Genomic DNA, 26,681 nt, shown 5'->3' with positions numbered 1-26,681 from the left:
GGCACTGGCACACACGCGCAGGCATCCACCTCTCCATCCGGTCGTGACGGTCCTTGAAATCCTGCAGTCGACCACCGCTTATTTCGCTCAGCGAGGGATTGAAAGCCCGCGCTTGAACATTGAGCATCTTCTGGCTGACGCCCTGGGAAAGCGGCGTCTCGATCTTTACCTCGAGTTTGATCGCAACGTTTCGGAGCGCGAACTCAGCGTCCTGCGGACCAAGGTGCGCCGGCGGGCCGAACGCGAACCCCTGCAACACGTGCTCGGCTACTGGGACTTTTTCGGGCGTCGTTTCAAAACCGACGCCCGGGCGTTGATCCCGCGTCCGGAAACGGAGCTCCTGGTGGAAGAAGCGCTGGGCCGTTTGCCTCGGGACGCCTCGGGCCGGCTCGCGATCGACGTCGGCACGGGCTCAGGCGTGATCGGAATCACGCTCGCCCTGGAACGTCCCGAGCTCCACGTCACCGCCATCGACCGGTCTGTGCAGGCCCTGGACCTGGCTTCAGAAAATGCCGGCCTTCACGAGGTGACTTCACGGGTCCGTTTCGTCGAAGGCGACCTGCTCTCCGCGTCAGCCCCGGAGCCGGCCGCTGACCTAATCGCAGCAAATCTGCCTTACATTCCGACGACCCAGATCGCGGCCTTGGCGGCCGAGGTACGGCGGGATCCCATTTCAGCGCTCGACGGCGGCCCGGACGGTTTGCAATTGATTCGGCGCCTGATCCGAGATGCCCCGTCGTACTTGAGACCGGGTGGGCTTCTGATTTTGGAAATCGGGGCCGGCCAGGCGAGCGACGTCTGCAATTCGTTGGCGGCAGAAAAATATCGAGACATTTTCACCCGCAAGGATTACCAAGGGGTCATCCGAGTCGTCGGCGCAAGCTATGGATAAGATTATCGTGCACGGTGGTCGCGCATTGGCGGGCACGGTGAAGGTCAGCGGTTCGAAAAATTCCGCCTTGCCTATCATTGCTGCGACCTTGCTCACCCGCGATGAGTGCATCATTCACCGCGTCCCGGACCTGAGCGATGTGCATTACCTGCTGCAGATCCTCACGCACCTCGGGGCCGACGTTGAGCGGGCCAGCGGCACCGTGACGGTCAAAGCGGAAACGGTCAGGACGGTGGCGCCATACGACGTCGTCCGCAAAATGCGAGCTTCAATCTGCGTCCTGGGTCCCTTACTGGGTCGCGAAAAGGAAGCGACCGTGTCCCTGCCGGGAGGCTGCGTGATCGGCGACCGGCCTATCGATCTGCACCTTCGGGGCTTCGAAGCGCTTGGAGCGGCCGTCCGGGTGCATGCCGGTAACGTGAAACTGTTTGCACCACGGCTGCGCGGCGCCCGCGTCTCAATGAAGGGAAGGTACGGTACCAGCGTGCTTGGCACCGATAACGTCATGATGGCCGCGGTCCTGGCGGACGGGGTAACGGTGATCGAAGACGCGGCGTGCGAACCCGAGGTGATCGACCTTGCCGATTTTCTCAACAAGATGGGTGCAAATGTGCACGGGGCCGGTACCTCGACCATCACGATCGAAGGGGTCAGCGAGCTTCACGGGACCGAACACGAAGTGATCCCGGACCGTATTGAGGCCGGTACCTTCCTCATTGCCGGTGCGCTGGCGGGCAAACAGGTGAGCGTCACCCGTACCAGGGCTGACCACCTCGCTGCGGTCACCGATGCGCTCCGGACCGCAGGATACCACATTTCCGGCAATAACGGGTCCGTCACGATTTCGGCCAACGGTACTCCCAAGCCGTTGCACTTGAAGACCGAACCTTACCCGGGTTTTCCCACCGACATGCAGGCCCAGATGTGCGCCCTGCTTTCCATGGCCGACGGAGAGAGCAGCGTTACCGAAAACATCTTCCCGCAGCGCTTCATGCACGTGTCCGAATTGAAACGGATGGGCGCCGCCATCGAACTGGACGGTGCCACCGCGCGGATTTTAGGGGTCGGCGCCCTGAGCGGCGCACCGGTCATGGCCAGCGATCTGCGCGCTTCGGCTGCGCTGGTCCTGGCCGGACTGCGCGCTGACGGTTATACGGAGATCAATCGGGTGTATCACATCGACCGCGGTTACGAACACATCGATGAAAAACTCGGCGGCCTCGGCGCTCATATCGAGCGGGTGAAGGTGTGACTCAGGTGTCGGGTCACACGGCGGGCACGGCGATCTGGCGGGCACGACGTAAGAGTTCACACGGCGAACACGGCGACCATGGCGGGAAGAGGAGAGAGTTCGGGGTTCGGAGCGGCATCATGGGTGCGAGATGCCCATATCAATTCTAAAGTTCCTGTTCCTGCCGGGCCCTCTTAATCTGTGTCAATCTGTGGAATCTGTGGATGCTTTCCTCTTTTCTGCGTGTTCTGCGGATGATTTAGTCTTCCCGCCGTGGTCGCCGTGGCTCGCCGTGTTCGCCGTGTGAACCTCTGTCGTTGTGCCCGCCACACCCGCTGCGGCCGCCGTGTGCCCTTAATCTGTGTCAATCTGTGTAATCTGTGGATGTTTTCTCTTTTCTGCGTTCTCTGCGTGTTCTGCGGATGATTTAAGTTAATCCGGTCTCTCCGGGTGAGCGTCGTTTGAGAGACCGTGGGAAGATTTTTAAAAATCCCGTTGACTTCGTTTGTTTTTACAACAAACTCTGGCGAATCCTTCTCCCTCCTTGACTGTGCGCCGCTCAATCTCACCATGATGAAAGCCATTGTTTACGATGCCCCTCGTAACTTCGCGTACCGAGACGTTCCCGTTCCGGAAATCCAACCCAGTGAGATTCTTCTCCGCGTTCACGCCTGCGGGGTCTGCGGTACCGATCTTCACGTCCACGAAGGCGAGTTCGGGCCGCGTTTCCCCCTGACGCCCGGGCACGAGTTTTCGGGCGAGATCGTTGAACTCGGCTCTGCCGTCACCGGACTCAAAAAAGGCCAGCGGGCGACGGCAAGCACGACGATGGCCTGCGGCCGGTGTTTCTACTGTAAACGGGGAGACTTCCTGGAATGCGAAAACCTTGACGGCATCGGCGTAGAGGTTAATGGAGCTTTTGCGGAGTACATCAAGCTTCGCTCCGACCTGGTGTTCCCCATTGAAAAGCTTTCCACCCGCGAAGCCGTCATGGTCGAACCGACCGCTTGCGCGGTACACGGCATGCAAACCCTGGCGATGAAGCCGGGCAGCAGGGTCCTGTTGCTGGGCGCCGGGCCCACCGGGCAGGTACTGGCGCAACTGCTCAAACTGAATGGCGCGTCGCATCTAACCGTCGCGGCTCCGGCCGGTCCGAAACTGGATCTGATCGCGCGCCTGGCTGCCGATGAGGTGGTGGCGATCGACCGGAAAAATCCTGAAGTTCATCGTCAGGGTCTCCGGGAGGTCAGTCCGAACGGATTTGATTACGTCATCGAGGCGACCGGTTCCACCGGGTTGTTGCAGGATGCGATTCGTTTTACCCGGCGCCGCGGCACCGTCATGGTCTATGCCGTCTATCCCGACGATGCTATGGCCCGGATCACGCCGGCCGACATCATGCGCCGCGAAATCACGATCAAGGGCTCCTTCGCTCAGATCGACTGTTTCCCCAGAGCGCTCGACTATCTGGAGAGCGGTAAAATCAAGGTGAACGAAATCGTCACCCACGAGATTCCACTACAAGACTACCAAAAAGCGCTGGATTTGGCCTTCGCACGCGAAGGCATTAAAATCGCCATCATCCCATGATGTGGTGAACTCACATAAACCATGACCGGACGGGTGACTGACGCCATGGCTTCATCCTGGATCCATGGTGCGGCGGCCCGGCCTGTTTAACCCCCCAATATGAAACGCTGGATAAATACAGTTGCAGTAGCTGTTACCCTCGGACTCGTTGCTTTTTCGCCAATCGGAACGGCATTGGCGGCCGGCACCAAGTACACGATCGCCCTCATCCCCGGGCTTACGACGGACCCTTTCTACATCACGATGCACAAAGGTGCGGAGGCGGCCGCGCAGGCGTTGGGTGTCGAGCTGGTATTTCAGGGCGCACCCGATTTTAATCCGGTGACGCAGGTCCCGGTGTTGAACGCGGTTACCGCGCGGCACCCGAGCGCCATTCTGATCGCGCCGACGGACAAGGTCCAGTTGGTCGCGCCGCTGAAGAAGGCCTCTGAGGCCGGAGTACCGGTAATCACGGTCGACACGTTTATCGGGAACGGGCACTACCAGACCGGAACCGGCGACGCCGATTTTCCGCTCTGTTACGTTGCGTCCGATAACGTGCTGGGCGGGGAGATCGCCGCGCGCGCACTGGCGAAAGCCATCAATGACAAAGGTAAAGTCTACGTATCGAACGTGAAACCCGGGATATCGACGACCGATCAGCGCGAGCAGGGGTTCAAGGATGAGATGAAAAAGCACCCAAACGTCACGGTTCTGGAGACCCAGTTCAATGATGATGATGCGAACAAGGCGGCATCGCAGTTTCAGTCGGTCCTGGCGCGCAATTCGGATCTGGCCGGCGTGTTCGGTGCGAACCTCTTCTCCGCGATGGGCGCGGCGAATGGAGCGAAACAGGCCGGTACGACCGGAAAAGTGAGGGTGGTAGCTTTTGATGCTCCGTCCTCGATTGTTCCGGAGATCAAATCGGGCGCCGTGGATATCGCCATTGCCCAGCATCCAGCCGAGATCGGGTACTTCGGAGTCCTGACCGCTTACGCGCATCTGACGGGGCAATCGGTTCCTCCGTTGATCGGCACCGGCTTTACCGTGATCGACAAGACTAACGTCGACGATCCGAACGTCAAGCGCTTCATCTACTCAGATTAGCAGCATACGATCGGCTTTGGTTCAGGAGGCAGGCGGGACACTTAGACGGAGCGCATCAAATGTTGGTAGAAAAGAATCTAACAAAACCGGTGCCGCTGGCAGGCGGTGAAGCCCGGAAGGGGTTCCGCTGGCTGGCGCTTTTGGCGGCCTTTCGAGCGTGGCTGTTTTTGGCGATTCTGTTAGCCGCATTCGAGATCTGGGCTCGCGTCGCGTATGGCGGTACGTTCGTGTTCAACCCGCTGAACGTGAAATCGATTGCGCTGTTTACCGTGACGCCGCTCCTGCTGGCCCTTGGCCAGACGTTCGTCATCATCTCCGGCGGGATCGACTTGTCGGTAGGCTTCACGATGGGTCTTTCTGCGGTTGTGACCGCCCATGTTTACAATTGGGCGGCACAGTTTGGAGGTTCAGGGGTAAGCCTCGTCGTGGCGGTTGCGGCCGGGCTCGGCATTGCGGTCGTGCCCGGCTTGATCAACGGCCTGCTGATCGCGGACCTGCGGGTACCGCCGTTTATCGGCACCCTGGGCATGTACGGCGTCGCGAGGGGGGTTGCCTTCCTGTTGGCGAAGGGGACCACCGTGCCGGTGCAGGGCGGTTTGCTGGGAGCGATCGGGAATGGCGAAACCGCCGGGTTTCCCAACCTGGTGCTCCTGACGATCGCGATCATCCTGGCCATGCACTATCTGCTTTCTCAGACGCGCTATGGCCAGCACATCTATGCCATCGGGGGCAACGTGAATGCTGCTCTGCGCGCGGGCATCAACGTGCGCACGGCCACGCTTGCGCTCTACATCCTGTCCGCACTGTCGGCGGCCTGCGCCGGGATTTTCTACACCGCGAAATTTTCCGCCGGCGCGGCCCAGGCGGGCGAACCGGTGCTGCTCGACAGCATCGCCGCGGTTGTGATCGGGGGAGCCAGCCTGTTCGGAGGGTCCGGAACGATCATCGGAACGATCATCGGGGCGTTGATCGTCGCGGTGATTCAATATGGTCTGGTTTTTGTGAATGTGGAACCATTCTGGCAATTTGTGGCGGTCGGGGTGGTGATCATCATCTCGGTACTGGTCGACCAGATTCAGAAAGGGGGCAGGCGATAACTGATGAATAATGCTTCCAACCAGGAACCGTTACTCGACCTGGAGCATATCTCGAAACGCTTCGGGGGTTTGCAAGCCCTGAAAGACGTCTCGTTAACTCTGTATCCCGGTGAAGTGCTTGCCCTGGCGGGCGACAACGGCGCAGGCAAATCCACGTTAATCAAGACCATCTCCGGTGTGCACAAGCCCGATACGGGGACCATCAAATACTGCGGCAAGGCAATCCACCTCGAAACGCCGCACCAGGCGAGGGACGCGGGGATCGAGACCATCTACCAGGATCTGGCGATTGCGGACAACCTGGACGTCGGCGGCAACGTGTTTCTCGGCCGGGAGATCGTCCGGCGCGTCTTGGGACTGCCCTTCATCGACCGCCGCCGGATGCGCCAGGAAGCCCTCGTGACCTTGCAGGACCTCGACATCCATATCCACCACCCGGAGAATCCCCTCCGGTCTCTGTCCGGGGGGCAACGCCAATCGGTTGCGATCGGACGTGCCATCCATTGGAAAGCGCGCGTGTTGATCATGGACGAACCGACGGCGGCCCTGGGCGTGCCCGAGCAACGGAAAGTCATGGAGATAATTCAGAAACTCAAGAAGAACGGGGTAGGAGTGATTTTCATTTCTCACAACCTCATCGACATCTTCCAGGTCAGCGATCGGATCCTGGTCTTGCGGCGCGGCGAAAAAGTCGGGGAGCGCCTGATCTCGGAAACGAACCATGACGAGGTCGTTCGGCTTATGGTGGCGGGTTAAGGGAAACTCAGGACGCCGCATCACCGCTACATTTTTCGAAAGGGCAACTCATGTTTGTTACCAAGCCGCGGTTATTTCTCGCTTACGTCTTCGAGAACAGGTTTGCCGTGCCATCATTTAACGTCAGCAATCTCGAGATGGCGCGCGCGGTCATCGAGGCCGCCGAGATTGAAGACGCGCCCGTGATGGTTCAGACCGATTTTATCAATTTCGACTATGGGGGGATGGATGAACTCTCGGCGCTGATTCGCACCCTGGCCGAAAAGGCTCCGGTACCGGTCCTGATGCACCAGGATCACCCCGGAAAAGACAGCAACATCTTCCGCAGCTTACGCCGCGGCTATTATTCAGTTATGTATGACGGCGGGCATCTACCGTTAGCCGATAACATCGCCGGCACAGCCCGTTTCGTTGAAATCGCGCATGAAACGGGTGCGATTCTCGAATCTGAAGTCGGGTTGTTCGGGGGTGAGTACCAGGGCGGAGGGGCTGTCACCGCGGCTGCTCATGACGCGGCGGAGATGGCCGAGAAGAGCGGAACCGACACGCTGGCGGTTTCGGTCGGATCCGTGCACGGCCAGGAGACGCGCCTTGATCTCAACCTCCTGGGCGAGATTGCCGGGAGCACCGGCATTCCGCTCGTCCTGCACGGCGGCAGCGGAATTCACCCCGACGACACCAAGGCGGCCGCGATGCTGAATGTCTACAAGATTAACATCGGGGCTGCCCTGATCAATGGGTTCGTACGCGGTTTGGAGGAGGCGGCCGCCCTGCCTCCCGACCATGAACCGAGGCACCAGCAGATCTTGCGGCATGTGGGCGGAAAGTTGCGTGAAATCGCGCGGAGCCGCCTTTCATCGTTCGGAGCGTCCGGGCACGGCAAACGGCTGCTTGCCAGGCTTGTTTCCGGCAAGGAAGACCTCGCCGGGCGAGTACGAAAGGGTTAGCCGAGATATCCGTTGCCTGCTGCCGTCAAGGGGAACGCAAGGGCGTTCTCCTACCTTCATCACTTCACTTGCCCCGCTGTTCAGGCGGCCTCTAACCTTCAACTGCAGATCCGGGTACGCCTGCGAAACGACAATGCCTCGACCTGCTTTTCTCCGCGACATAAATCAAGCTCGCGTTCTGAGGCTGCTGAAAGAAAAGGGAGTCCTTTCCAGAGCGGAGATAGCGCGTTTCCTTGGCCTGACCCGATCGACGGTGACCCTGGTTACCGGCGAGTTGATAGAGAAGGGTCTCATCGCCGCAACGGGGGAAGCGTTCGTGACGCAGCTTACCGGTCGACCTGGGGCTGCCCTGAAATTGAACGGGGCAGGCGCCTATTTTCTCGGCGTCGAGATCGGCGCGGACGAAGTGCATCTGTTGCTTATCGATCTATTCGGGTCAATCATCCACCATGAAACCGTTCCGCATCGGAGCACGAAGCCCGAAGCCGTCTGTCAGGATCTGACCAACCTCGTTCTCCGGGTTTGGTCTGAGCGACTGAAGAATTCCGATCGATTACGCGGAGTCGGTTTTGCAGTTTCGGGTTTGATCAACGCCCAAGGGGTGATTCGTAAAGCGCCGACGTTAGGATGGCACGACGTTGACCTGAAGAATGAACTCCTGGTGAAGCTGCCCCTGCCGGCCTTCGCTGAGAACGATGCCAATGCAGCCGCGCTGGCGGAGCTATCGTTCGGGGGACGGGTCGGATACAGCGACCTTTGTGTTCTCCTGTTGGATTCCGGAGTCGGTGCAGGAATCATTTCTGAGCGGAAGCTGTTTCGCGGTTACATGGGGCTGGCGGGTGAAATCGGCCATCTTTGTCTGGAACCGGCGAAGCGCCACCCGGACGAGGAGATCGGTTTTCTGGAAAGCCGCGTCGGGCGAAACAACCTGCTAGCCTCCTACCGGCGGGCGGGTGGGAAGGCAAAGGACCTGGCCGGGTTGCTGGAAGATCTTGCACGGAACGGGTTGACGGCCCGGAAAGCGGTCGAAATCTGGGCGGAATGGCTTGCGCTGACGATCAGCAACCTCGCGGACATCGCTAATCCGAAGCTCGTCGTCCTGGCGGGACCGTTGTCTGAACTCTATCCATTCGTCGAAAAACGGGTACGTAAGAGACTCGAGGAGAGAAAATTTCCAACCGTCGAAGAATTGGAAATCGAAGTCTCGACTTTCGGAAGGGATAGTGCGGCGTTGGGTGGAGCGGCGTTGGTCTTTAACGGCTTGTTCAGCGTGCCGGACTCATCGTTCCTCGGCGACCTGGCCTGACCGGAGGTGAGGAACGGTCCGGGCTTCTTACGCACGGGTTCAGGCGGTTATCGGCCGGCCGGTTGCGCGCAATCACGTCCGGCGTTTTGCGCCTTGGCTCCTCGGAGGTGCGGAAGGGCTTGTTACTTTGGGAGGTCCGCGCGATCGTTCGAGGACGACGTCCGTCGCAACCCGCTACCACCTTATGCGCTGGTCTCTCAAAATCGCCCGGTTCGCCGGCACCGAAGTTCGGATCCACATCACCTTCCTTCTGTTTCTGGCCTGGATCGGATTCAGTTACTACCAGACCGGCGGCACCACTGCCGCGATCCAAGGCGTGCTATTCATGGCGGCCTTGTTCGCCTGCGTGCTCCTTCACGAGTTTGGTCACGCGCTGGCCGCGCGCGAGTTCGGCATTCAGACGCCGGATATCACGTTGCTCCCGATCGGCGGCGTGGCCCGCCTCCAACGCATGCCGGACAAGCCGTGGCAGGAGCTGGTCGTGGCGATCGCCGGTCCGCTGGTCAACGTGGTCATTGCGGGCGTCCTGATCTTCGTCCTGCATCGCCACGCCGGGGTCGAGGACCTTGGACGGCTGCAGCAGCCCGGCATCGGAATGCTGGCCAAGCTTGCTTCGGTGAACGTTTCGCTGGTGGTCTTCAACCTGATCCCCGCTTTCCCGATGGATGGCGGGCGGGTGCTGCGTGCGCTGCTGGCGATGGTCATGGATTATGCACGGGCGACCCAGATCGCCGCCCGCGTCGGCCAGGCGATGGCGTTCCTGTTCGGCTTCATCGGCCTGTTCGGCAATCCCTTGCTGATCTTCATTGCGCTCTTCATCTACCTGGGTGCCCAACAAGAGGCGGCCACTGCCCAGATGAAAGATCTGGCGCTCAACCTGACGGTCTCGGAAGCGATGGTGACGCACCTGGTGAGCCTGCCCGAGCACGCCACGCTGGACGAGGCAGTCGACGCTTTACTGCGCACGTCCCAACATGAGTTTCCGGTCCTCGACGCCACCGGGCGCGTGCTCGGCGTGCTCACCCGCGACGACATGATCGCCGCGCTCAGGCGTCATGGGCCCGCGGCGCCCGTGATGAACGTCATGCGGCGTGACCTGCCCGTCGTCGGGCCGCATACCCCGTTCGAAGCGGCTTTGCGCCAGATGCAGGAATGCAGTTGCCCGGCATTGCCGGTGGTGGACCGGGCCGGACGGTTGCTGGGCCTGGTTACCCCGGAGAATGTCGGTGAGATGATGCTGGTGCATTCGGTGCGCCCGCGCGATGGCCGGCCCGCCTGGCGCAACCCGCGCACCCACGGCGGGAAGACCGAATCATCCGCAGAACACGCATAGAACGCAGAAAAGAGAAATCATCCACAGATTACACAGATTGACACAGATTAAGGGCACACGGCGGCCGCAGCGGGTGTGGCGGGCACAACGACAGAGGTTCACACGGCGAACACGGCGAGCCACGGCGACCACAGCGAGAAGATAAATCATCCGCAGAACACGCAGAAAAGAGAAATCATCCACAGATTACACGGATTGACACAGATTAAGAGGGCCCGGCGGCAACTCTAAGGCCGGCACTCGCACCCACCCCCCAGGATGCCACTCCGAACCCCGAACTCTCTCCTCTTCCCGCCGTGTTCGCCGTGGCTCGCCGTGGCTCGCCGTGTGAACCTCTGTCGTCGTGCCCGCCAGATCGCCGTGCCCGCCGTGTGACCCGACACCCGACACCCGTTACCCGTTCCTCACAAGCCCTTGAAACAGAGGGTGGCGTTATGACCGCCGAAGCCGAATGAATTGTTGAGCGCCACGCGCACGGGGTGTTCACGAGCGACGTTCGGCACGTAGTCGAGGTCACAGTCCGGGCTGGGGTTATCCAGGTTGATGGTCGGAGGCACCACGCCGTGCTTGATGGCCAGGGCGCAGACGGCGCTCTCGATGCCGCCGGCGCCGCCCAGCAGATGACCAGTCATCGACTTGGTTGAGCTTACCAGCAGCCCGCGTTTGGCGTGTTCACCGGCGTAGAGCTTGATGGCGTTGGTTTCGCAAAGGTCGCCGACCGGCGTCGAGGTCGCGTGGGCATTGATGTAATCGACCTGATCCGGATTGACTCCGGCGTGATCCGAAGCGGTTTTCATCCCGCGCGCCACCGTCGTGCCCTCGGGGCGGGGGGCAGTCATATGATAAGCATCGCAGGTCAGCCCGTACCCGGCGAGTTCGCAGTAGATTTGCGCGCCGCGGGCCTTCGCATGCTCGTACTCTTCGAGCACCAGGATACCGCCGCCTTCACCCATGACGAACCCGTCACGATCCCGGTCGAAGGGCCGCGAGGCCTTTTCGGGTTCATCATTTCGCGTGCTCATGGCGCGCATCGAGCAGAACCCGGCGATGCCGAGCGGGCAAACCACGGCTTCGCACCCTCCGGCCAGGAAGAGGTCCGCATCACCGTAGCGGATCATCCGCCAAGCCTCGCCGATGGTATTGGCGGCCGTGGCGCATGCCGTGACGATGGCAAAGTTGGGGCCTTCAAAGCCGTATTCCATCGCGATCAGGCCGCTGCCCATGTTCACGATCATCATCGGAACCATGAACGGAGAAACCCGGGAGGCGCCCTTATTCATCAGCACCGTGTGTTGATCTTCGAGCGACCGTAACCCGCCGATCCCGCTGCCGACCAGCACGCCGCACCGCGACTTGTCCACGCGATTAAGGTCAAGCCCGCTGTCCCCCAGCGCATTCTTGGCGCAAGCCAGCGCAAACTGGGAAAACCGGTCGGTCCGCCGCACATCCTTGGGATTGCGCAGGTATTCGCCCGGATCAAAATCCGTCACTTCACCGGCGATCTGGCAGTCGAAGCTCGATGCGTCGAACTGGGTAATCCGCTTAATACCGCTCCGGCCTTCGACCAGGTTGTTCCAGAAGGTTTTCGGGTCGTCACCGACGGGCGATACCACACCGATGCCGGTTACCACTACTCGTCGATAGCTCATGAGTCCTAAATTATGGGGTACGCAGCATTTTCACGTTTCGCAAACTCATATTAAGAGTTTCGCGATCCCATCCCCACCATTTGCACCTGTTGAAACAACTTGCCCTCGGTACGGATTGAAGGGGCGATGATGATTTCGGTTTCCTGGAATTCCCGCAGGTTGGCGGCTCCCACGTTCCCCATGCAGGTCGTGATGGCGCCTACGAGGTTCTGGCTGCCGTCGTCCACCTCAGCCGGGCCGAAGAGGATTTGTCTGAGCGGACCGGTCGTTCCCACACGGATGCGGGTACCCCGAGGGAGGTTGGCGTGGGGCGTGGCCATGCCCCAATGGTAGCCCTTGCCGGGCGCCTCGACGGCCTTGGCGAACGCGCTTCCGATCATGACTGCATCGGCCCCGCAGGCCAGGGCCTTGCAAACGTCGCCGCCCTTGCTCATGCCGCCGTCGGTAATGATCGGCACGTAGCGGCCGGTCTTCTTGAAAAAGTGATCGCGCGCAGCCGCACAGTCGACCGTCGCAGTCACCTGGGGCACGCCGAGCCCAAGCACCCCGCGCGAGGTGCAGGCTGCGCCGGGACCGACGCCCACCAGGACCCCGGCAACGCCGCATTCCATGATCTCCAGGGTAACGTCGTAACCGACGGTGTTGCCCACGATCACCGGACACTGCATCTCGGCGCAGAACCGTTTCAAATCTAGCGATTTGTATTCGGAAGAGATGTGACGGACGGTCGAAACCGTGCTTTGCACGACAAACACGTCCACGCCGGCTTCCTGAGCGATCCGGCCGTAGTGCTCGGCTTGCTGCGGGATGGAGCTCACCGCGGCGATCGCGCCGGCATCCTTAATCTGTTTGATGCGCGCGGCAATGAGTCCCGGTTGCACGGGTTCCTGGTAAACCTTTTGCAGCAGGGCCGTGACGTTCTCCTTGTCCGCCTCCAACACCTTGTACAGAACTTCTTCAGGGGCTTTATAGCGGGTTTGCACACCCTCCAGGTTCAGCACCGCCAGGCCGCCCAAGCGCCCCATCTCGATCGCAAATTTGACGTCAACCACTCCATCCATCGCGCTTGCAAGGATCGGAATGGCCAGCTGCAGGGTGCCGCCGTCCGGTTTCGGAACCGTAAACGTGATGTCAACTTCACGCGGGTTGATCGTGACGCTCCCAGGCACGAGCGCGATCTCGTCGAAACCGTAAGTCACCCGTGCTTTCCGGTTCCGGCCGATAAACATTCCCATGGATTACTTATAAACCTCCGATCTCAAGTCGTTCGTTCAAACTTCCGCAGCGGGGGCACCGGGGAAGGGTGGCGTTGCTCTTGTCTTCGAAAATAGTGGCACAGATCGTGCACCGGACCCGGTAGCGCAAGGCCTCTTTTTCGCGCCGGATTCGCCCCCATTCGTAAGCGATCCAAAGCGAAAACAGGGTCGCGAGGAACATGAAAAGGTAAATGAATACGAGCATCGAAAGCTCGACGCGGATCATAAGGCAACGGCTGCTTTCTCGAAGCGGCAGTATGGTGCAAATCCATCTCTGCAGCAAGCAAGGCGTCTGCCCGTATGCCGTCCGGACCGGTTACGGGCCGTCGTAACCCCACGTAATCCGGAGTTTGCCCCAGCTGTAGCCGGGGGCAGCCTTGAAGCGCAGGCCCCGCGCAAACCGTTCTGCCGCCCGATCGAGGTCCGGCTTGCCGCTCGATTGCCAGGGTAAACAGTCGCTTACGGCGCCATTCAGGCCGACGCCCAGCAGCAGGATGGTCGATTCGCCGTTAGCCTGGACGCGCGGCAGGGCCGGCGCCGGTCCTGCCAGGCGGTCCTGAAGCGGTTCGGCGAATTCCGCGTGCGAAGCGAAGATGACGGGTGTCGAAGGCGCCGGGGCGGGATTGCTGGACAGCACGCCGTCCACGCCGAAAATGGACGGGAGCGGCGGGCCCGGATTCGGCGTTACGGCGACAAACGCGGGAGCTTGATCGGCGAAGCTCGGTTGGTAGCGTGGCACCAGCTTCGTGACCCGTTCGGCCTGAAAACCGGGCGCAGCAAGGGCAGCCGGATCCTTCAGCTCAGCCCAGTCAAGAAGTGGGCGGTCCCGTTCGCTCTCAGGGTTCAGGACCGCCACGCTGGCCGCGACGGGCGGCAGGGAAGCGCTCGATGGATAGACCACCTGAAAAAGATAAAAACAAACGAGGTGCCCGATCAACGAGATCAGGATGAATAACGGCAGGCGCAGGCTCCAGGCAGGACGCTCCCAGTCGAACACCCAGGCCGGTTGTTCATCCGCCGCTGGTCTCATTCCTTCTTCGACGAGGTCGCCAGCATCACGTTGAAGCCGCGCCCGAGGCAGACGTTCATGACTTGAACCACCAGCCCCTGCGGTGTGTCGCGATCAGCCCGGATGACCACTTCCACATCCTGCCCGCTCTCCTGCGGCAACCCCTTGGCCAGCTCCGGCAGCGTCACCGGTTGATCACGATAAAAAATGGTGGGAAACGGGCCGGCCGTAATCGTCAGGATCAGCGGATTTTTCTCCGGTCCAAGGGTGAAATTCGAGTACGGCAGCCGGACGCTCACGCCGGAATGCAGCAGGAACGTGGTGCTGACCAGAAAGAGCAGGGCCAGCAGCAAAACGACGTCCACTAACGGGACCAGAAAAACCAGGTACGGATTCAGCCGGACGGAGCGGGCCAGCTTCATCGCCGTTCTCGGGCGGCCGGCGCCGCGGCTTGGCCGAATTGGATAATTTCGGGGCTTCCTTGGGCTTCGCTTAACAGGTTGACCACCTCGATGCCGGCACGTTCCATTTCGTGCAATAACGCGTTGAGCCGGGCTGAGAGGTGGCAATAGGCGAGGATGGTCGGGATAGCCACCACCAGACCGCCCGCCGTAGTGAGCAGGCTCTGATAAATACCGCCGGAAACTTCGGCCAGGGTGGCGTAGCCGTTGTTGGTGGAAAGTTGCACAAACGCCTGAATCAAACCCGTCACCGTTCCCAACAGCCCGAGCAGCGGCGCCACGTAGCCGATGGCAACCAGTATCCCGAGGTTACGTTCCAATTTCGGCACCTCGAGCTGGCCGGCCTCCTGCACGATCTCCCGCAGTTCGGATCGGGTCAGGTGATGCCGGGAAATCGCGGCGTGGATCACCCGGGTTACCGGGATCGCGGCAGTCTGGCACTCCACGCGTGCTTCGGCGTACCGGCGGTTGCGCAGCAGGTTCGATAGCCCCTGCAAAAACTCACCCACATCGATGGACGCGCGCCGGTAGTAGAGAAGCCGCTCGGCAACCACGGCCACAGAGACGACGCTACACAGCAGGATGAGCCACATGAGCGGCCCGCCCTTTTGCATGTAGTCTAGCATGCGCACTTATAAGTGCCGGTTCGCCGCCTGTCCAGAAGAAGGAGTTCGGGGTTCGGCGTTCGGAGTTCGGAGACGCCGTATCACCGGGTCCGATGTCCGGCGGAAAGACAGGATCATCCGCAGAGCACGCAGAAAAGAGAGAAACATCCACAGATTACACAGATGAGGCTGCTTCGTTCGCAGCGTTCCGCCCGGCCTCTCCGAGTTTGTACCCGTTACTCGTTACCCGCCACGCGCCACTGGATTAGTGGCATCCTCTGCCGCTCCGAACTCCGAATGCCGAATGCCGAACGCCGAACCCTCCGGCTCCCGCGGTGGGTGGATCAACCGGCCTTCACGTTCCGGTGCATGAGTTGGTGCTCTCGGTCGAAACGATGCAGCAGCAGTTGCGTCACTGCATCCAGGGCAGCAAAAACGTTATGGCCCGTACTGGCGACGGCTTCAAAGCTCGGCACCCGCCGTTTGCGGTTGTTTAACAAGTATTCCAGGTACCCGACCGGCGCGGCATTCTCCAGGTCCCTTTTGTTAAACTGCAGCACGTACGGCAGGTCATCGAGGGGCACGTTCTGCTTCAAAAGGTTTTCCTCGAAATTCCGGAACGTGTCGACGTTATCCGCAACCTTTTCCCACTGCGAATCGGCAACGAAGACGACGCCGTCAACGCTTCGAAGAACCAGTTGCCGGGTGGTATTGTACATCACCTGGCCGGGGACTGTGTAGAGCTGAAATTTCGTCTTGAATCCTTGCAGGATGACGGAATTAAGCGGCAGAAAATCAAAGAAGAGCGTCCGGTCCGCAGCCGTCGCGAGCGAGACCAGATCCCCTCGATGACCTTCCGGGATGCGGGAATGAATGTAGGCAAGGTTGGTCGTTTTCCCGCAGAGGGCCGGCCCGTAATAGACGACCTTGAACTGAATCTCCTTGCTTGCGTAATTGATGATCGGCATGGTTAGGGTCAGTGCGCGGCGGGCGCACTCAGGCGTATCAATTCTCGCATGAAAGCGTGGATTTTCTCCCGCACCCCAGGCCGGAACGGCCGAGCGGAATGGACGACAATCAGGTACATCACGCCGTCGAAGAATCCCGTGATCTGCTGGTCGGCCAGGTGAAACGAAACGCTCTCCAGGGATGCCGGCTGCGTATCAAGGAACCGTTGCGAAATGGTGCTGAGCAATTCGGTGATGACGCGGATCGCGGGCGCTGAGCTGGGCAGATGACCGAAGTAGCCGGCGAGCGGTTCGCCTTCGGTGCTGTTCAAAACTGCTCCGTGTACGCCGGGCAAATGGATTACGGCTTGCAGGGCGCTGGCCAAATCGACGATGTCGTCCCGCAAAAAGATGGCCTGCAAGGCCTCGGGCGCCTGACCAATGGCCTGGGTAAGTGCGTTGGCGAGATTCGGGGTTGCTTCCGGCGGGACCGTCCCCGATGGCTGGCCGGTGCGGGACGGCGGGGCCGGGGCGTTGCCGGGCGCAGTTTGGGCCGGCGCCCCGGCCCGGTAAGGCCCGGGGAGTTCAGCGGGGGGAAGCGGGCGCGGCGTACTCTTCCGTTGCCGCTCGAAGCGCATCGCATCCTCTCGAGCCTGAACCGTAAACGGGGTGAGGATGAGCTCGCCCAGAGGTTCCACGATCTGGTCACTCCTTGGTTTCAGAATGTTGACCGGCAGCTTGGTAAAAATTTCCTGCAACGGCACAGGGATCTGGGCCTCAGGATCGAGCCTTTGAAAAACCGCGCGCTCGGCCTCGGGCAACCCCTTCGCAAACGCGCCGGCGGAAACGGCGACTCGTCCATGGGCAAGTTGCGCGCGAATCAGTTGGGTCGGCAACTCTACCCGTGTGTTGCTGCCGCGTAACGCCCGGATTTCAGGTGACTCGAGCTCGAGCGGCAGCTGCTTCAGAATCGGTTCAAGCCGCAGGCTGATGGCTTCGGGGATTTCAGCGGGAGGTTCCGCAGGAGCGGCCGGCGCTTCCGCCGGGTTTTCCAGGGCCGCCCAGGAGACCGCCGGTCCTACGGGTTCCGTCTGCGCCGGTACCGGCGGTGTGAGAGGGACACCGGTTGCCGGTAAAAGGCCGTCAGTGGATTCGCGCGTTTTGACCGGCGCCGGATTTCCCCGCCAGCGCATTCGCCCATCGTCGCCGGTGGCCCGTACGGTGGCCGCTACCGGGGTCGGCGGGAAGACTTGTTCCGGTGCCGCCGATCGACGCGCGCCGGCTGGCCGCAGCAGAGAGCGGCTCTCGTGCTGCTCCGATGCAGCTTCATTCAAAGCCCCGGCGGGAGCGGCGGCAGACGATCCCGCCTCAGGCGGGGAGACCTCCGGCTCCGTTCTTGCCGCCGGGTGGGTTGCAGCCGGCGATGAGCGGGGTGGATCGGCTGGGGGTGGAGCCGACTCGCCCGGGCCCGCGCCGGCCGCGATGCCTGTCATCGCGTCCGGTTCAATGCCCAGCCCAGGGGACGCCGGCGCTCCGGCGTCGCCGGGAGCGAAAACCGGGCCGGTCTCCTCCGAAGCTTTCTCCTGTGCAGGAGGTATCCCCCCATTCCCGGGTGGCGCCGGCAAAGACGCTGCCGGCAGCAACCCTGCCTCCGGCGCAGTCTCGAGGTCAGCGTCGCTGCCAGTTCTCGGCGCGGTGGGCGCCTTTCGTTTTATCCAGTTGAATAATGGCATGGGTCCGGACTGCCGCGGGGCTGCATTTCAGGGTTCAAAGCGCGTCAGCCGACTTAATTCCATGCAGCGGGTCCGGACTAACGCAAGGCTTTTATGTCCTATTTAAGGGAAAGAGGCTGAACGACCTGAGAAACGCATCAATGCCACGCTCACCGTAAAGGTGACACGTAGAGCTTGAGGGTGGTAACGAGTCCCCCGGACCAGTACCAGTTCCTCGGCCAGTAAAAACTTCGCGTGGCTGCCTGGTATCGGAGGACGGGCCGCGCCTTGGGTTGGTTACAATCGTACGCCGCAAAGTCCACGTCCCCATTCGGCCGGACCGTGTAACGATAGATGACCAGGCAATGGTTCAGCGGACGAAACCGCGTCAGGTAAACCGTCTGGATATGGCCGGAATCCAAGCGGTTGCGTAGCCATTCGGCGGTATGCTCCTGCCCGGCGCGGGGCACGGGCAGAACCATCCGCCAGTTGCCCAAGCGCCAAAAAGACGGCCACCATTGGCCAAGGTTTTTTTGAAACAGGAGCACGTGGTCCGCCGAGAACGCCGCCAAATCGGCGTACCCCGGGATGATCACCTTCCGCACCGGCCCGTGGCTCCAGACCGGAATCCGGCTCACGCGGCGGATCAGGTCGCGATATTGCGCGTCCGTCGCTTTCGGCAGGTCAGGCCGAAACTCAGCAAACTGATGGAATTGGGCCACCGCACGTGCCATTACGAAACAATGGCGGGAATAGGCATCCTCTTCCTTAACGCTCCGTCGATGAAAGGTAACCTGCCCGTCCGGCTCCGTATGGTACTCGTAGTAGGTCTCGTTTGAGAACCCGAGAACGTCTTTTGCAGGATCAAACTCCGGCTGCGCACCGGGCGCCGCGGTGATAAGCCCGGCCAGGACAACGGTCAGGAATAAACGCACCACTTCAGAACTGTTTTCGAAGATTACTCGGCAGAATGTTCAGTTCCGACCGGTACTTCGCCACGGTTCTGCGCGCAATGGGAATTCCGCGTTCGGATAAAATGTTCACGATTTCACGGTCACTTAGCGGGTTGCGCGGATCTTCATTACGAACCAGGTCATTGATTGCCTCTTTGACGCTTGTGTTGCTGAGCGACTCGCCTTCGGCGGTCTGGTAGCCCGGGGTGAAGAAATATTTCATCTCAAACACCCCTTGAGGCGTCGCCATGTACTTGCCGGAAATGGCCCGGCTGACGGTAGTCTCGTGCACCCCCACCGCTTCGGCGATCTGCACCATCGTCATCGGCTTCAGATAGGCGGTTCCGTACTTAAGGAAATCGTGTTGCCGGCGGACGATCTCGTTGGCGATATTCAGGATGGTCTGTTGCCGCTGGTGGATGCTTTTTATTAGAAATTTGCCGCTTCGGATCTTATCGCGAATGTAGTCTCGGACTTCCGACCCGTTGTTCCCTTGGGTCATCAGGTCTTTATAAGTCTTGCTTATCCGCAGGTGCGGGATCTGGTCGCCGGTCAGTGCGGCGATAAATTCATCGCCCACCTGCTCCACCGTCACGTCAGGCAGCACGTAATTGTTCGGGTCCGGAGAAAAGATCTGGCCGGGCTTTGGGTCAAGGGTCGAGATGAACTGGGCGGCAGCCTGTACGTCGTTCACGCTCACCCCCAGTTTTCGGGCGATTTCCGGGAAGCGCCTCTTTCCGAGATCATCCAGGTACCGGTCGACGATGACGTATTCGAGGCTGTTTTCCTTGCCTAAACGCCGGAGCTGAATCAGGAGGCAATCGCGCAAATCGCGCGCCCCCACGCCAACCGGGTGGAACGTTTGCACCAGTTTCAACGCCGTCTGCAGCTCCTGGAGGCTCTTGCCGGAGCTGTTCGCAATCTCTTCCACCGAGACCGGCAGAAATCCGGTGTCATCGATGTTGCCGATGATCAGTTCCGCCGCTTCCCGCTCCGGTTGATCGGCGTCCGCCGTGTTCAACTGGTCCAGCAGGTGCTGCTGCAGCGTCTCCTGCGTCGCGATCGAATCAAAAAAGAACTGGCGGCGTTCCTCGTCTTCCTGGCCTCGGGCCGAATAGCTGACGTTCTGGGCCATGTAATCCCGCCATTCCTCGTCAAGGCGGGCCAGGCGCTCAAATTCCTTCTCGAAATCTGCGTCCTCACTGTTCCGCTCCTCGTCCCTGTACTCGGCGACTTCCTCTTCGATCACCGGGTTGGTCTGCAGTTCCTGCTGCACGATGTTGCGCAATTCGAGCGTCGGAGCCTGCAGGATATGGAGGCTCTGCTGCAACTGCGGCGCGAGCACCTGCTGCAAACCGAGGTGCTGAAACTGTTGCATGCTGGGACCGGCCATAGGCGGAAGCTGAACAAAGACTCTGGAACAATCGGTACAGTAGATAATCCACCCAAGGACTGCAAGGAGCAGGCACGAGGAAGTTGCGGCTAACGGGCAGCGGGCAGCGCGTAACGAGTACCGGGTCCGGTGCGGCAGCTTTTTCCGAACCCGTTACCCGCTACGCGTTACCCGTTACCCGTTATCCGCTTCCGTTCACAGCCGGTGATGCTTCAAATCGAGCTTGCGATAGAGGGTAGCGATGCTGATGCCCAGCATACTGGCCGTCTTTTCGCGGGAGCCCTGGTTAAAACGCAACGTCATCTCGATGTATTTCCGTTCCTGGTTTCGGACAAATTCGTCCAGCCGTTGCCCGACCTGCCATTCGGTTTCCGGTTGAGCGTCAAGGACCTCAGAGTCGTGCAGAACATGCGGCGGCAGATCAGAAGTCTTGATGGTGTCGTTCTCGCAAAGGGCGCACGCCCGTTCGATCGCGTTTTCCAATTCGCGCACGTTCCCCGGCCACGTGTAGCGTCCAAGCCGTTCCATGGCCTTGCCGTCGATCTTTTTGGGCTCCGTGCCATTGTGGGCGGCGCATTTTTGCAGGAAATGGTTCACCAGCAAAGGCACGTCCTCGAGCCGTTCCCGCAGCGGCGGGATCTCGATCGGGATGACCGCCAGCCGGTAATACAGGTCTTCGCGGAAACCGCCCAGCTTGATCTGCGCCTTGAGCGGTTCATTCGAAGCCGCAATCACCCGCACGTTGATCGGCACGTTGCGAGCGTCGCCCACACGGCGAAGCTGGCGCTCCTGCAGAACCCGCAGGAGCTTGGTCTGGAGCTGAGGTGACATCGAATTGATCTCGTCCAGAAACAGGCTGCCGTTGTGCGCCTCTTCGAACAGGCCGATTTTGTCGACGACCGCCCCCGGAAAAGCGCCCTTTTTGTGGCCGAACAACTCTGATTCGAGAAGGTTTTCAGGCAGCGCGCTGCAATTGATCGTCACAAACGGCTGATGCTGCCGGGCGCTGTTGTAATGAAGCGCACGCGCCACCAGTTCTTTGCCGGTCCCACTCTCGCCCTGGATCAAGACCGTGCTGTCGGTATCGGCAATTTTCCCGATCAGCTTGTAGATCTCCTGCATGCGCTCACTGGTACCGACCAGATTCTCGAATTTGTACCGGTCGCGCAGTTCCTTTTTGAGATAGGTATTCTCGCGCAGGGCCGCTTGGTAATCGAGCGCCCGCTGGATGCAAAGCTGCAATTCGTCAACCTTAAAGGGCTTGGTGATGTAATCGTAAGCCCCCATCTTCATCGCCTCCACCGCCGTCTCAACCGAGGCATAGGCGGTGATCATCACGACCGCGCTCTGCGGGTGCTTTTCGCGGCACTCCCGCAACATGTCGAAGCCGCCAACTTTCTCCATCTTGACGTCTACGATGACCAACTGGGGATTCACCTTGGCGAGTGCTTCCAGGGCCTCTTCGGACGAACTGTACGGAAAGGGTTGGTGCCCGCGCTCACGGCAAAGGTTCGAGATCACCTCGACCATCGCGGGTTCATCATCGACGATTAAGATCCGGGCCATGCAATCTGAGCAATATGAAATTTATATTCATTGAGAACCTCTGGCCTATTTGCGACAAATTTTAATTATTTCCAAGCACATTCTGTGGTGAATCGCTTTTACGATAGGCCTTTTCGCGAGGCATCGGAGTACCACAAATGCCATAAAGCACAAAACAGGGGCCCCGGTCACACGGCGGCCGCAGCGGGTTTGGCGGGCACAACGACTGGGTTCACACGGCGAACACGGCGGCCGCAGCGATCGGGCGGGCACAACGTAAGAGTTCACACGGCGAACACGGCGAGCCACGGCGAACACGGTGGGAAGACGAATGCCGGCAGTGAGGGCGGGCTGGTCAGGCACCCCGAGAATCTACGCCGTCTTTGCCCCGGAGCGGCGAGCGTACTCGGCATTAACGTTCCAGGCTACCGCCGCCCCGGGGCAAAGACGGCGTAATCCTTGCCGGGGGCGAAAGATCGGGTGCTGGGTAATTTTGTCTTCCCGCCGTGTTCGCCGTGGCTCGCCGTGTTCGCCGTGTGAACTCTTACGTTGCGCCCGCCCTCCTCGCTGCGGCCGCCGTGTGACCGTGTGAACTCTTACGTTGTGCCCGCCAAACCCGCTGGGCCCGCCGTGTGACCGGCACTCTCCATTTGTGGCATTTTTCAGTGGGTCGAGGTGTCTTCGGTCTCGGCCGATTCATCCGGACGATCCGTCGTATCAACCACCGATTCGGGCGAGCAGCCGAGCTTCAACAGGCCAAAGGTGAGCAACGCCTTGCTGTCGACCCAGATCCCGGGTTTATCGGTGTGGAGCACCACCGAGATCACCTCACGGGATTCGCGCAGGGCCGAGCTGACCAGGACCTGTTGGGCTGCCCGGGTATAACCGGTTTTCAGACCGTTGCACCCGGCAAAATGGCGTAGCAGCCGGTTGTGATTGCGCAACTGCGAGATCGGGCCGTTTGGTGCGTGCCACGTGTAGTACACGGTCGAGACGATCTGGCGGAAAAACGGCTGCTGCATCGCAGCCCGCGCGATGAGCGCGAGGTCATGCGCGGTCGTGTAATGATTGGGGTCATGCAACCCGTGTGGGTTGACAAAGTGACTGGAGACTGCGCCGAGTTCGGCGGCGCGCTCGTTCATTTTATCGGCGAACGCCTCCACCGATCCGGCGTTGTCCCGGGCCAACGCCATGGCGACGTCGTTCGCGCTTTTCAGCAGCAGACCGTACAGCAGCTGGCGGCGGGTATACTGTTCACCCGGTTTGAGGTCGAGGCTGCTCGGTTCGACCTTTGTATCCTCGACATCCACGGTCACCGGACGTTCAAGGTCCCCGGCCTCGATCACCAAAAGCGCCGTCAGGATTTTGGTCGAGCTGGCCGGGTACTGTCGGTCGTTCTCGTTTTTCAGGTACAGAAATTCGCCCGAATAAGTGTCCAGCAGGGCGGCGCTCTTGGCTGCCAGGATCAGATTCGATTCAACGGCGCCGCCGAGTCGGGCCGGAAGCAGCGAAGCGAGGGTCAAGTGGAATGCGCATAGCCATTTACGAGCGTCCATGGTACTGAAGACCGATTTTCTAAAACAAGGTCGTAGGGAGAATCCAGCATTTCCGCCGTGCACGGCAGGCCAATCGCGTCGGCCAGGTAGCCGGGAGCGATCCGCCCGAGTTCATGACCGGCTCCAAGCGCTCGGGCGGAATTAACGGTGACCATTCGCAACGCATCTTCGGCGGAAAGGTACGGGTAAGTGTGGCGGAGGGTTCGCATCTCGGCAAAGAGGTTGAGCGAATCGTTGCTGGCGAGGCTGTCGGTGCCAAGGGCAAGGTTGATGCCGCGCTCCAGCAATGTCTCCAGCGGGAAGCGCGGGTGATGTAAAAAGCGGTGGCTCTTGGGGCAGTGGACAACGGTTAGGCGTGCCCACTCCGGGCGGCTCAGCCATTCGATGTCCTGCTCATCGAGCCGGTTCACGTGCGCCAGAATGGTTTCCGGGCCGATCAACGAATGCCGGAGCAGGTGCCTCAACGGGGTGATCCCGCCGCAGTCATCCATCGGCCGGCCGATCTTTTGGAGCAGATCGAACAGCGGGCCGCGCCGCTCAACGAACATGTTGAACTCTTCATCCGACTCGGCCACGTGGGTCGTGACGGGCAGGCGGAACCGTTCGCTGCATTCGCGCGCCACTTGATACAACGGTGCGGAAGCGGTGTAGGGCGAGTGCGGGCTCAAGCCGAAGCCGCCCAACCGGTTTGCCACCGGCTCGAAGACGCACCACGAGCCGAAGGCGTACCGGTCCTCCCAGGGGCGCGGCCGCACGTCGATCAGTTCAAGGAAGGTGTACACACGGATCGGAGGCGGCGCGAGGCGCGGCAGGATCTGCGGGACGGCGGCAATGTCGAGTACGGCCGTCGTGCCGTTTCGTCGCAATTCGGCGAGGCCGGATCGCGTGGCCTGAAGGTAATCATCATCGGAAAAACTCCGTTTGAGGGCGTTAATGCGTTCGACCCAATGCGCAAAGCTGCGGGAAGGCAGGATTGCACCTCGCATCAGGCTATAATCGAGGTGGCAGTGCGCGTTGATAAGGCCCGGCAGCACCACCACGTCGCCAAGGTTAACGACCGGATCATCGTTGCCGGCCAGAATGGCGGAAGCGGGGCCCACCTGCGTGAAGCGGTTCCCTTCGACTACGAATGCCGCGTCGCGGATCGGTTCGCCGTCCATGCGGATCAGCAAACGGCAGCGGTACGCGGTCATTTCCGGATCCCCTTTACGACCGCCCGGGCTTGAGCCACGAGCAGGTTGCACGGTTCGGCGCAAAGGATCGGCACACAGGCACCGGCTCGCCCGAGTTGATCACCTCGGAGATCAAACTTGCCGGCGGGCAGGGTCGTAACCGGGCGCTCCGCGCCGATGCGCCAGAGGATGGTCCGGAGGCACCCCGTATCGGACCGGCAAAATGCGCCGATCATCCGGTCCGCCGCTTCATCCGTGATCTTCCGGGTAACCCGGTACATGCCGCTCTGGCGATCCAGGGTGTCTCTGAGGTTCACCACCCGCAGCTTGCCGGAGCGCTGCGCCAGCCAGTTGGCTAGGGCGCCGGGGTAGACAAAATCCAGGGCGCGGTGGAGATCCTGGCTCGAACGGGTCCGAAAAGACCAGCCTCGCCGCAGGGTGGGGGCGCCTTTCAGGGGACGATAGTTCCCGGCATCATCGTGACGAACCCAGTCGCGAAGTTCTTCCGGAGCGGTGAACCGGTTCGGCACGGCGTCGGGTCCGAGCCCGTCGCGAGCATCTGCATGATGTTGCAGGGTAAAAATGCCCTCCGGGGATCCCGACACGAGAAGCTCGCCCAGGTGCCAGGCACCTAGCCGGCAGCATTGTTCAAGCGCCGTTACGATCATACGGCTGCAGCCGCGCCGTATGCCGCGTCGAAACGGGCGACGGTGTCCAGGATGATATCAGCAAAGGCCGGTTCAGTGCCGATCGCGCTGGCATAGTATAAAACGCGATCGCCGGCGCGGTACGGGTTGCGCCGGAACACCTCCTGGCGGCTGGCGGCCGCGGTCGGCTCGCGCTCGATGCCCAGCAGCACCGGGATATCCTGGTAACTGTGCAGCCCGTCGGAGATGAAAAAGGGCACGACCACGACGTATTTCTCATTGGTGAGCTCCCGCCAGTTTGCCACCAGCGGTTCCTCCTCCATATAAGCGGCCAGTACCTCTGCATAAAGCCGTTGTTCCTCGAGGAGCGCCACCTGCTTTTTCGCGGCGACCGCCGAGTTTTCGTTCAACCCGGTTCCATGCGCGACGATGACTAGCGACGTTTCCGCAGGCGCAACGCCGGGCGCGACCTCCCGGGCCCGGCGAAGCAGCAGCTCAAGCATCCGCGGATCATTACCCACGGGTTCGCAATACTTGATCGTACGGCCGCCATGCCGCGTGATCCGGCCGGCAAGCTCAAGCTCCCGCGGAATCACCTTTTCGGTAAAATAACCTTCGCTGATGAAGTTAGGCACGACGTAAATGTCTTCGGCCTCAACCATCTGCAGCACTTCCCGCAGGCTCGGTTCCTCTTTCCAGAAGGCGCAGTACACCTCGCGAAAAATCCGCCGGCGTCGCAGCGTTTCCTGATGCGCATAGCTCGGCGCACTCGAGTCCGGGTTTTGCGTCGACCCGTGGCCGACAATGATCAAGGCGCTCTCGCTTTTGTGGAGAGGGGTCATAATGGGTAACGGGTAACGGGTAACGGGTAACGGGTAACGGGAAGCTGGAAGTTACAGCAGCTGGGACAGGCGCGCGTAGCCGGCCCGGCTCACGGGCAGGCGCGTGCCGTCGCGGAGGATCGCCATGCGGCTGTCTTTCGCATAGAGCTCGACCTTGGCGATGCGATCGATGTTCAGCACGAACGAGCGGTGGATCCGCACGAAGCGCGCCGGATCGAGCGTCGCTTCGACCGCGGCCAGCGTCTGGTCCTTGAGATACTGCTTCCCCGCCGACTTGAACGCGACGTAATCGTCCTGCGCCTCGACGTAGTCGATGGCATCGGCCGGCAGCACGTGGACGTCGGCGCCGTCGCGGATCAGCACCCGTTCGGCAAAGCCGGTCCGCGGCCGCGCGTCGCGCACCACCGCCTCGACCGGGAGCGCCGTCCGCGCCCGCAGGCGATCGCGGGCCCGGCCGATCGCGTCCTGGAAGCGCTCGGCGCTGAACGGCTTGAGCAGGTAATCGACGGCGTGCACCTCGAAGGCGCGCAGCGCGAACTGGTCGTAGGCGGTGATGAACACCACCGCCTGATCGCGCCCGAGCAGCTCCAGCACTTCGAAGCCGTCCAGCTTCGGCATCTGCACGTCGAGCAGCACCAGATCCGGCTTGCACTCGGCGACCGCCTTCACCGCCTCGAACCCGTTGCCGCAGTCGGC

The 26,681-nt window shown here is 60.9% G+C and carries 25 protein-coding genes; 9 read left to right on the top strand and 16 right to left on the bottom strand.

Annotated elements, in window-relative coordinates; translation table 11 throughout:
• Positions 1-4: 4 nt before the first annotated feature.
• The 9 genes from prmC (at position 5) to JO015_01420 (ending at position 10,238) form a co-directional block, all read left to right on the top strand.
• Positions 5-892 carry a peptide chain release factor N(5)-glutamine methyltransferase gene (gene prmC, locus JO015_01460; protein ID MBV9997757.1) on the top strand — a complete coding sequence of 296 codons (888 nt, stop codon included), beginning with the start codon at positions 5-7 and terminating at the stop codon, positions 890-892.
• On the top strand, positions 885-2,144 hold the full coding sequence (gene murA, locus JO015_01455; GenBank protein MBV9997756.1) for a UDP-N-acetylglucosamine 1-carboxyvinyltransferase: 1,260 nt from the start codon (positions 885-887) through the stop codon (positions 2,142-2,144). The genes prmC and murA overlap by 8 nt, the downstream gene beginning before the upstream one ends.
• A 549-nt stretch (positions 2,145-2,693) precedes the next feature.
• Positions 2,694-3,713, top strand: a complete 1,020-nt coding sequence (locus tag JO015_01450) for a zinc-dependent alcohol dehydrogenase family protein (protein MBV9997755.1) — start codon at positions 2,694-2,696, stop codon at positions 3,711-3,713.
• A gap of 99 nt (positions 3,714-3,812) precedes the next feature.
• The gene (locus JO015_01445; protein MBV9997754.1) at positions 3,813-4,799 is read left to right on the top strand and encodes a substrate-binding domain-containing protein; all 987 of its coding nucleotides are present in this window, start codon (positions 3,813-3,815) and stop codon (positions 4,797-4,799) included.
• 59 nt (positions 4,800-4,858) lie between these two features.
• Positions 4,859-5,896: a ribose ABC transporter gene (locus JO015_01440; protein MBV9997753.1), complete on the top strand. Its 1,038-nt coding sequence runs from the start codon at positions 4,859-4,861 to the stop codon at positions 5,894-5,896.
• Between the two features lie 3 nt (positions 5,897-5,899).
• Complete coding sequence (locus JO015_01435; GenBank protein ID MBV9997752.1) at positions 5,900-6,652, top strand: sugar ABC transporter ATP-binding protein; 753 nt, start codon at positions 5,900-5,902, stop codon at positions 6,650-6,652.
• 50 nt (positions 6,653-6,702) lie between these two features.
• Positions 6,703-7,599 carry a class II fructose-bisphosphate aldolase gene (locus JO015_01430; GenBank protein MBV9997751.1) on the top strand — a complete coding sequence of 299 codons (897 nt, stop codon included), beginning with the start codon at positions 6,703-6,705 and terminating at the stop codon, positions 7,597-7,599.
• 133 nt (positions 7,600-7,732) lie between these two features.
• On the top strand, positions 7,733-8,905 hold the full coding sequence (locus JO015_01425) for an ROK family transcriptional regulator (GenBank protein ID MBV9997750.1): 1,173 nt from the start codon (positions 7,733-7,735) through the stop codon (positions 8,903-8,905).
• 184 nt (positions 8,906-9,089) lie between these two features.
• Positions 9,090-10,238, top strand: coding sequence for a site-2 protease family protein (locus JO015_01420; protein MBV9997749.1), 1,149 nt, complete (start codon positions 9,090-9,092; stop codon positions 10,236-10,238).
• A 404-nt stretch (positions 10,239-10,642) separates the two neighbouring features.
• Here the strand turns inward: JO015_01420 and fabF are convergent, their stop codons facing one another.
• The 16 genes from fabF to JO015_01340 form a co-directional block, all read right to left on the bottom strand.
• Positions 10,643-11,887: a beta-ketoacyl-ACP synthase II gene (gene fabF, locus JO015_01415; protein ID MBV9997748.1), complete on the bottom strand. Its 1,245-nt coding sequence runs from the start codon at positions 11,885-11,887 to the stop codon at positions 10,643-10,645.
• Between the two features lie 50 nt (positions 11,888-11,937).
• Positions 11,938-13,122, bottom strand: coding sequence for a GuaB3 family IMP dehydrogenase-related protein (locus JO015_01410; protein ID MBV9997747.1), 1,185 nt, complete (start codon positions 13,120-13,122; stop codon positions 11,938-11,940).
• A gap of 7 nt (positions 13,123-13,129) precedes the next feature.
• A complete protein-coding gene (locus JO015_01405) occupies positions 13,130-13,369 on the bottom strand; it encodes a hypothetical protein (protein MBV9997746.1) in 240 nt (79 codons plus the stop codon).
• 90 nt (positions 13,370-13,459) lie between these two features.
• Positions 13,460-14,173 (bottom strand): hypothetical protein, encoded by a 714-nt coding sequence (locus JO015_01400; GenBank protein ID MBV9997745.1) that lies wholly within the window; start codon positions 14,171-14,173, stop codon positions 13,460-13,462.
• Entirely contained in the window at positions 14,170-14,574 is a 405-nt protein-coding gene (locus JO015_01395) for a biopolymer transporter ExbD (GenBank protein ID MBV9997744.1), read from the bottom strand. The genes JO015_01400 and JO015_01395 overlap by 4 nt, the downstream gene beginning before the upstream one ends.
• Positions 14,571-15,239: a MotA/TolQ/ExbB proton channel family protein gene (locus JO015_01390; protein MBV9997743.1), complete on the bottom strand. Its 669-nt coding sequence runs from the start codon at positions 15,237-15,239 to the stop codon at positions 14,571-14,573. Before JO015_01390 ends, JO015_01395 begins: the two co-directional genes overlap by 4 nt.
• A gap of 323 nt (positions 15,240-15,562) precedes the next feature.
• Positions 15,563-16,186 carry a gliding-motility protein MglA gene (locus JO015_01385; GenBank protein MBV9997742.1) on the bottom strand — a complete coding sequence of 208 codons (624 nt, stop codon included), beginning with the start codon at positions 16,184-16,186 and terminating at the stop codon, positions 15,563-15,565.
• An 8-nt stretch (positions 16,187-16,194) separates the two neighbouring features.
• Positions 16,195-17,358 carry a hypothetical protein gene (locus JO015_01380; GenBank protein ID MBV9997741.1) on the bottom strand — a complete coding sequence of 388 codons (1,164 nt, stop codon included), beginning with the start codon at positions 17,356-17,358 and terminating at the stop codon, positions 16,195-16,197.
• 689 nt (positions 17,359-18,047) lie between these two features.
• A complete protein-coding gene (locus JO015_01375) occupies positions 18,048-18,815 on the bottom strand; it encodes a hypothetical protein (protein MBV9997740.1) in 768 nt (255 codons plus the stop codon).
• Between the two features lies 1 nt (position 18,816).
• Positions 18,817-20,223 (bottom strand): RNA polymerase factor sigma-54, encoded by a 1,407-nt coding sequence (gene rpoN, locus JO015_01370; GenBank protein MBV9997739.1) that lies wholly within the window; start codon positions 20,221-20,223, stop codon positions 18,817-18,819.
• 195 nt (positions 20,224-20,418) lie between these two features.
• On the bottom strand, positions 20,419-21,789 hold the full coding sequence (locus JO015_01365; protein MBV9997738.1) for a sigma-54-dependent Fis family transcriptional regulator: 1,371 nt from the start codon (positions 21,787-21,789) through the stop codon (positions 20,419-20,421).
• A 641-nt stretch (positions 21,790-22,430) separates the two neighbouring features.
• Entirely contained in the window at positions 22,431-23,324 is an 894-nt protein-coding gene (locus JO015_01360) for a D-alanyl-D-alanine carboxypeptidase (protein ID MBV9997737.1), read from the bottom strand.
• Positions 23,288-24,517, bottom strand: coding sequence for an amidohydrolase family protein (locus JO015_01355; protein ID MBV9997736.1), 1,230 nt, complete (start codon positions 24,515-24,517; stop codon positions 23,288-23,290). The genes JO015_01360 and JO015_01355 overlap by 37 nt, the downstream gene beginning before the upstream one ends.
• Entirely contained in the window at positions 24,514-25,164 is a 651-nt protein-coding gene (locus tag JO015_01350) for a hypothetical protein (protein ID MBV9997735.1), read from the bottom strand. The genes JO015_01355 and JO015_01350 overlap by 4 nt, the downstream gene beginning before the upstream one ends.
• A complete protein-coding gene (locus JO015_01345; GenBank protein MBV9997734.1) occupies positions 25,161-25,985 on the bottom strand; it encodes a cobalamin biosynthesis protein CbiX in 825 nt (274 codons plus the stop codon). The genes JO015_01350 and JO015_01345 overlap by 4 nt, the downstream gene beginning before the upstream one ends.
• 51 nt (positions 25,986-26,036) lie before the next feature.
• A partial coding sequence (locus JO015_01340) for a response regulator transcription factor (GenBank protein MBV9997733.1) occupies positions 26,037-26,681 on the bottom strand: 645 nt, incomplete at its 5' end.

The organism is Verrucomicrobiota bacterium, from assembly GCA_019247695.1.
Classification (GTDB): Bacteria; Verrucomicrobiota; Verrucomicrobiia; order Chthoniobacterales; family JAFAMB01; genus JAFBAP01.
The sequence above is the reverse complement of the archived record's forward strand: the minus strand, read 5'-3'. Positions and strand labels throughout refer to the sequence as shown.